At 72.0% G+C, this 6,391-nt stretch carries 2 protein-coding genes and 1 pseudogene; 2 read left to right on the top strand and 1 reads right to left on the bottom strand.

Going from position 1 to position 6,391, the window contains the following annotated elements; all coding sequences use genetic code 11:
* Both mdoH and D7Y15_RS41570 read left to right on the top strand, forming a co-directional pair.
* Positions 1 to 1,527, top strand: a 1,527-nt coding sequence (gene mdoH, locus D7Y15_RS41575; protein ID WP_121756031.1) for a glucans biosynthesis glucosyltransferase MdoH, incomplete at its 5' end; no start/stop codon positions are given.
* Positions 1,528 to 1,569: 42 nt separating this feature from the next.
* Positions 1,570 to 3,204, top strand: coding sequence for a M28 family metallopeptidase (locus tag D7Y15_RS41570; RefSeq protein WP_120580542.1), 1,635 nt, complete (start codon positions 1,570 to 1,572; stop codon positions 3,202 to 3,204).
* A 15-nt stretch (positions 3,205 to 3,219) separates the two neighbouring features.
* Here the strand turns inward: D7Y15_RS41570 and D7Y15_RS41565 are convergent.
* A pseudogene (locus D7Y15_RS41565) lies at positions 3,220 to 6,363 on the bottom strand (adenylate/guanylate cyclase domain-containing protein); the annotation flags it as partial.
* Between the last annotated feature and the right edge of the window lie 28 nt (positions 6,364 to 6,391).

Genomic DNA, 6,391 nt, shown 5'->3' with positions numbered 1-6,391 from the left:
ATCTTCTACCGCCGCCGCTCCGACAACACGGCCAAGAAGGCGGGCAACCTGGCGGAGTTCTGTGAGCGCTGGGGCCGCCGCTACGACTTCCTGCTGGTGCTGGACGCCGACAGCCTGATGGCGGGCGACAGCGTGGTGCAGATGGCCCGGCTGATGGAGCTGAACCCGGGCGCGGGCATCCTCCAGGTGCCGCCGCAGAACGTGGGTCGCTCCACGCTGTTCGCGCGGCTTCAGCAGTTCGCCGGGCGCGTGTATGGCCCCATCGTGGCCGCGGGCGCGGCGGCGTGGCAGATGGGGGACTCCAACTACTGGGGCCACAACGCCATCCTGCGCATGGCGCCCTTCATCGAGCACTGCGGCCTGCCAGTGCTGCCGGGCCAGCAGCCGTTCGGCGGCCACATCCTCAGCCACGACTTCGTGGAGGCCGCGCTGATGCGCCGCGCCGGCTACACGGTGTGGCTGGTGCCGGAGTTGGGTGGCAGCTACGAGCAGCCGCCGCCGGACCTGCTCGCGTACGCGCAACGCGACCGCCGCTGGTGCCAGGGCAACCTCCAGCACCTGGGGCTGGTGATGGCGGGCGGCCTGCACCCGATGAGCCGGATGCACTTCCTCATGGGAGTGATGTCCTACGTGGCGTCGCCCCTGTGGCTCATCTTCCTGGTGGCGGGCCTGTTCGCCGCGCTGCACGAGTGGTTCTTCGCGCCCGCGACGCTGTTGGAGTTCCAGTCCACGCTGCCGGGCGGAGACGCGTTCGACACGGTGGGCGCACTGCGGCTGATGGCGCTGTCGCTGGCGCTCCTGTGGATTCCCCGCCTCATGGGACTGGGCCTGCTGCTCGCGAACCGCGAGGAGGCCACGCGGATGGGCGGCCGCTTCAAGCTGGTGCTGAGCGTGATGCTGGAGGGCGTGGTGTCCACGCTGATGGCGCCGGTGATGATGCTCTTCCAGTCGCACTTCGTGTTCGGGACGCTGCTTGGCTACAAGGTGAACTGGTCCAGCCAGCAGCGCGAGGACACGGACCTGCCGTGGTCGGAGGCGCTGAGCCGGCACAAGTGGCACATGGTGATTGGCGGGGTGCTCGCGGCGCTGACGATCGCGGTGGCGCCGGGGATGCTGGCGTGGCTGTCGCCGGTCATCGTCGGGCTGTGGCTCGCTCCGGCCATCTCCGTCTTCACCGCCCGCGCGTCGCTGGGCCTCTGGGCGCAGAGGAGGGGCCTGTTCCTCATTCCGGAGGAGGCCGAGCCGCCCACCGTACTGGTGCGCGCGCAGGAGCTGGCGGAGGAGGGGATGGAGCCGGTGGACGACGCGTTGGATCACGTGCTCTCCGACCCTCGCGCGCATGCGCTGCACCTGGCGCTGCTGGAGTCCCACCCGACGGCGAGCGTCCCCGTGGCGCTGGCCTCCGCCCGGCGCAAGCTGCTGGCGGGCGGGGTGGAGCCCCTGTCCCCGCAGGAGAAGTCCGCGGTGCTGTTGGACGCGCGCACCCTGTCGGAGCTGCGCGGCCGGCGGCTGGGCGTGCAGGCCTGATCCTGGTTGCATGACCCCGCTTCGCCCTGGATGCTCCGGGGCATGAAACGGGTCTCGTCCGCCGCCACGCTCGCGCTGTTCGTCTCCTCCGGGGTCTTCGCCGCGGAGGCTCCCGCATCCAAGTCCCAGGTGGCCGAGGACCGCTGGTGGAAGCACGTGGAGGTGCTCGCCAGTGACGCGATGGAGGGGCGCGACACGGGTAGCAAGGGCTACGCGACGGCCGCTGGCTACGTGTCCAAGGAGCTGGCCTCGCTCGGCGTGAAGCCGATGCTGAAGACGGGCTTCCTGCAGCCCATGGCGCTGCAGTCGCGCCGCCTCATCGAGTCGAAGTCCAGCGTCGCGCTGGTGAAGGACGGCAAGACGCTGCCGCTGGTGCAGGGCGAGGACGTCGTGCTGTCCTCGCGGCAGGGAGACAACGGCACGGTGGACGCGCCGCTGGTGTTCGTGGGCTACGGCCTGTCCATCCCCGAGCTGGGCCACGACGACTACGCGGGCCTGGACCTGAAGGGCAAGGTGGTGGTGATGCTCCAGGGCGGGCCGGGGAACATCCCGGGCCCGGTGAAGTCGCACTTCTCCTCGTGGGCGGAGCGGCTGAAGGTGCTCAAGGCGGCGGGCGTCGTGGGGGTCGTGTACCTCCAGAACCCGAAGCTGCTGGAGCTGCCGTGGGAACGCGTCGTGGGCTCCAACAAGAACCCCACGGTGGTGTTCGCGGATCCGTCGCTCAATGACTCGCGCGGACTGAAGGTCACGGTGGTGGCGAACGTCACGCAGTCGCAGAAGTGGCTGGAGGGAGCGCCGCACACCTACGAGGAGTTGGTGGCGCTGGCCAACGCGGACAAGCCGCTGCCGAAGTTCGACCTGCCCCTGCGCATGAAGGCGAAGCTGGCCTTCGACGTGAAGCCGCTCAAGTCCATGAACGTGGTGGGAGTGATGCCGGGCACGGATCCGGTGCTCGCGAAGGAGTACGTGGTGCTCAGCGCGCACCTGGACCACGTGGGCGTCGGCGAGCCGGTGAAGGGGGACCGCATCTACAACGGCGCCATGGACAACGCGTCCGGCGTGGCGGCGGTGCTGGAGGTCGCGCGGCAGCTGCATGATCAGCAGGAGAAGCCGAAGCGCTCGGTGGTGTTCGCGCTGGTGACGGGGGAGGAGAAGGGGCTGCTGGGGTCGAAGTACTTCGCGTCCCGGCCGCCGGTGCCCATCACCTCCATCGTGGCGGACTTCAACCTGGACATGTTCATGCCCCACTGGCCGTTCACCTCCGTGGTGGCGCACGGCAAGGACGAGTCCTCGCTCGCGGTGCCGCTGGCGGAGGTGGCGGCGAAGCTGGACGTGCAGGTGCTCGCGGATCCGGAGCCGGACCGCAACCTGTTCGTGCGCAGCGATCAGTACTCGTTCATCCGCGAGGGTGTGCCCGCGCTGTTCTTCAAGTTCGGCTACACGCCGGATTCGGAGGAGCAGAAGGTGTTCAAGCAGTGGCTGACCGAGCGCTACCACGCGCCGTCGGATGACCTGTCACAGCAGCCCGTGGACCACGAGGGCGCCGCGCGCTTCATCACCTTCCTGACCGCGCTGACGAACGCGGTGGCGGATGCCCCCGGCCGGCCGTACTGGAACGACGACAGCTTCTTCCGCCGCTTCGCGAAGCCGGCGCCTGAGGCGGCTCCGGCCCCGTGAGCCCAAGCGCCTTCACGCATCCAGGCGCGTGTCGGTGACGCCGGGGCGGGCTTCCAGGAAGCGGAGCGCGCAGCGGATGTCGGACGACGCGGTTTCGCGCGGGGCGTTCCGGGCCGCTTCGATGCGACGTCGGGCGGCGGCCCTGGCAGTGTTGCCTTCGGGGCTTCGCGCGGGCGCGGCGTCGGCTTCGGCCAGGTCGAGCGCCGCGCGGAGCAGATCCACGAGCTGGAAGAGGGCAGGGTCCTCGCGCAGCTCGGGGGCTCCTTCCAGTCCGGCGAAGCCCTCTCGCGCGGCGCGCAGTTCTCCGCACGCGGCCTCCAGCGCGGCCCGGTGCGCGATGAACCGCAGGGCCTGCCAGCGGGACGCACGACCCAGGATGGTGACCGCCTCCGTCAACGCCGCGCGCGCCTGCGTCCAGTCCCCCCGGGTCAGCGAGGCGCGGCCCAGTTCGCCCAGCGCAGTGCCTTCCAGCAGCCGCAGCCCCAGGAGCCGCGACAGGCGCACCGCGGACTCCAGGTGTTCGCAGGCCTCCGCGATGCCGCCCGCGTCCATCAGGTAGCAGCCCAGGTTGATGCTCGCGAGCGCCTGACCCGCGCGGTCCTCCACGCTCAGCGCGCGGCCCAGCGCCTCACCCAGGAGCATCACGGCTTCACCTGCGTCGCCCGCCTCGCCGATGGCGACCGCGCAGTTGGTGAGGAAGCCCACCTCGAACGTGACGTCGCCCACCTCGCGGAACAGCGCCAGCGACTCGCGCAGGTGGGGGATGGCCGCCTCCGGCCCGTGGCGCACCTGTTCGACGAGGCCCAGGTTGCCCACCGCGTAGGCCTCCAGCCAGCGGTCGTTTCCGGAGGGAAGCGCCTGCGCGTCGCGCATCAGCGTCCACGCGGCGGCTCCGTCTCCGGCGTGACGGGCGACGATGGACAGGTCCACGAGCACGCGCTTCTCCGACGCCGTCTCGCCCAGCGTGTGGAAGACGCCGCGCGCCTCCTCCAGGGCCTGGCGCGCGTACTCCGCCTGGCCCGCGTCCATGTACGCGCGGCCCAGCACCGCGAGCGCCTCCGCGCGCTTCAGCGGCGCCACGGCGACGTGGGCCGACGGCTCCAGCACACGCTCCAGCCGCTCCACGAGCAGGCCCACCGGTCCACGCGTGCGCGCATCCGGCTCCAGCGCCACCAGCGTCTCCATCGCTCGGCCCAGGGACTCCGCGGTCGCGGGACGGACGGCCATCGCGTTGGCGCACGCGGCCAGCAGGTTCTCTCGCTCCAGGGCCAGTCGCCGCAGCGCCGTCGCGCCGCCCGTCTTCTGTACGCGCTCCCGCAGCCGTCCCGCGACCTGGAGGTACGTGTCCGCGTGCCGGGCCTCGCACGCCGTCTCGTCTCCCATCTCGTGCAGCCGCAGCGCCGCGTACTCGCGGATGCTCTCGTACAACCCCAGGCGCAGGAAGCCGCCGGGAGCCCCCACCTCGCGCGCGCACAGGAGCGATTGGGAGCGCAGCGAGTGCACCACCTCCAGCACGTCCGGCGAGCCCTCTGGCAGCACCAGCACGGTTTCGGCGGCCTCCAGCGTGAAGCCGCCCCGGAACACCGAGCACTGCGCCAGCGCGGCGCGCTCGGCCGGCTCCAGCAGGTTCCACGACCAGTCGATGGCACCTCGCAGCGTCGCCTGTCGCGCGGGCGCGTCCCGCCGTCCCACTCGCAGCAGGTCGAAGCGCTTCGACAGCCGCTCGCGCAACTGCTCCACGCCCAGCACGCTCACGCGCGCCGCGGCCAGCTCGATGGCCAGCGCGATGCCGTCCAGCTGCCGCACGATGTCCGAGACGCGAGGGGCGTCCGCGTCGGTCAGGATGAAGTCGCCGCGCGTCTCCCGGGCCCGCTGCACGAACAGGCGCACCGCGTCCGAGCGCAGGATCACGTCCCAGCGCGTCTCGTACGGATCCGGCAGGGCCAGCGGGGCCAGATCCAACACGCGCTCCCCTGGCAGCCGCAGGGCTTCTCGGGTCGTGACGAGGAAACGGGCGCGCGGCGCCAGCACCCACCAGCGCCCCAGCGTCGCGGGCACGTGCCGCACCACCTGCTCCACGTTGTCCAGGATGACCAGCACGTCGCCACATCCCGCGAGCGCGCGCCCCAGCCGCTCCGCGGGCGTGCTGCCGTCTCCGTCCGCGGTGAGCGGCACGCCCAGGGCCCGGCCCACCGCGTGACAGAGGTCGCTCTCCGTCAGGGCCTCCTCCAGGTCGCATCGCCAGACGCCGCCCTCCCATGCGCCCGCGTCCGACTCCAGCGCGCCGAAGTGCGTGGCCAGCCGTGTCTTGCCCATGCCCCCCGGGCCCAGGATGCTGATCAGCCGCGCGCCCTCCGACACCCACTGCCGGAGCGTGTCCAGCTCCTCCGCGCGCCCCACCAGATCCTGCCGCAGCGTGGGCACGTTACCGGGCCGCTCGCGCGGGGCGCGCAGGGGCCCGAAGCGGCGGTGCGCGAGGGACGCGGGCAGAAGCTCCACCAGCGCCACGCTGTCGCTCACGCCGCGCAGGCGGAAGGACCCCAGCGAGCGCGCGATGGGCATCCCCAGCGCCGCCAGCTCCGGTTGGATGCGGGCCCACGCCGCGCCGCTCAGCAGCACCTGGCCGCCATGCCCCGCGTCCGCGACCCGCGCCGCGATGTTCACCGGAGGCCCCAGGTAGTCCAGCCGGTGCGTGGCCGGATCCAGGCGGCAGTCGGGCTCGCCCACGTGCACGCCCATGCGCACGCGCAGGCCCCGGTGGCTCAGCCCTTCCGGCGCGTGCTCCTCCGCCGCGTCCGGCTCTTCCAGCAGGGACTCCGGCCAGCTCGTGTGCAGCAGCGCCTCCTGCGCGCGCAGGCACCAGTGCGCGGCCTCCACCGGGGACGCGAACGCGACCATGAAGGCATCGCCCTGCGACTTCACCTCGTAGCCGTCGGTGCCCAGCAGCAGCGCGCGCAGCACGCCGTCATGCAACTCCAGCGCGTCGCGCATGGCCTGGCCACAGCGCTCCCACAGCCGCGTGGACCCCTGGATGTCGGTGAAGACGAGCGCCACCGAACCGGTGGGCGGCAGGTGCCGGGCGGGCGGCGGAGCACGGACAGAGGCGCCATCGTCGGCCGGGGGCGCGACGACCGTGAGTCTTCGGAAGGCCTCTCCCATCTCCCGCTCTCCCCGATGCCAGGAACCC

The sequence above is a fragment of the Corallococcus sp. AB030 genome (assembly GCF_003668965.1).
Classification (GTDB): Bacteria; Myxococcota; Myxococcia; order Myxococcales; family Myxococcaceae; genus Corallococcus; species Corallococcus exiguus.
This window is presented reverse-complemented; position numbering and strand designations above follow the sequence as displayed.

What these genes read in the sequence shown, in the direction of transcription:
- D7Y15_RS41570 (WP_120580542.1), top strand. Translation starts at nt 1,570, where the DNA reads ATGAAACGGGTCTCGTCCGCCGCCACGCTCGCGCTGTTCGTCTCCTCC.